Origin of the sequence: Cellulomonas humilata, from assembly GCF_013359775.1 — a bacterium.
GTDB lineage: Bacteria > Actinomycetota > Actinomycetes > Actinomycetales > Cellulomonadaceae > Cellulomonas > Cellulomonas humilata.
In genome coordinates this window covers 1-388 of the sequence record NZ_JABMCI010000014.1, presented here as the reverse complement: position 1 = coordinate 388, position 388 = coordinate 1, and the positions used below count along the sequence as shown (strand labels likewise).

The window sequence follows — 388 nt, the reverse complement described above, 5'->3', positions numbered from 1 at the left end:
GCCGACGTTCATCGGCTCCTGGGCGAACACCGCCGGGGTGAAGGTGGTCACCGGGGACTTCAACGGCAACGGCCTCACGGACATCGCGTTGGTGCGGCAGAACGCGGGGTGGGCGTCGATCCCGGTCGCGTTCGCGCAGGGCGACGGGACGTGGCAGATCACCAACGGGTCGGCTCCGACGTTCATCGGGTCGTGGGCGAACACCCCGGGCGTGCGGGTGGTGACCGGGGACTTCAACGGCAACGGTCTGACCGACATCGCGCTGGTCCGGCAGAACGCCGGGTGGTCCTCGATCCCGGTCGCGTTCGCGCAGGGCGACGGGACCTGGCAGATCACCAACGGGTCGGCTCCGACGTTCATCGGGTCGTGGGCGAACACCCCGGGCGTG

1 protein-coding gene is annotated in these 388 nt (G+C 70.1%); it reads left to right on the top strand.

The features are described from left to right. The coding region (locus HP550_RS00065; RefSeq protein ID WP_175345564.1) for an FG-GAP-like repeat-containing protein at positions 1-388 on the top strand (388 nt) is incomplete at both ends.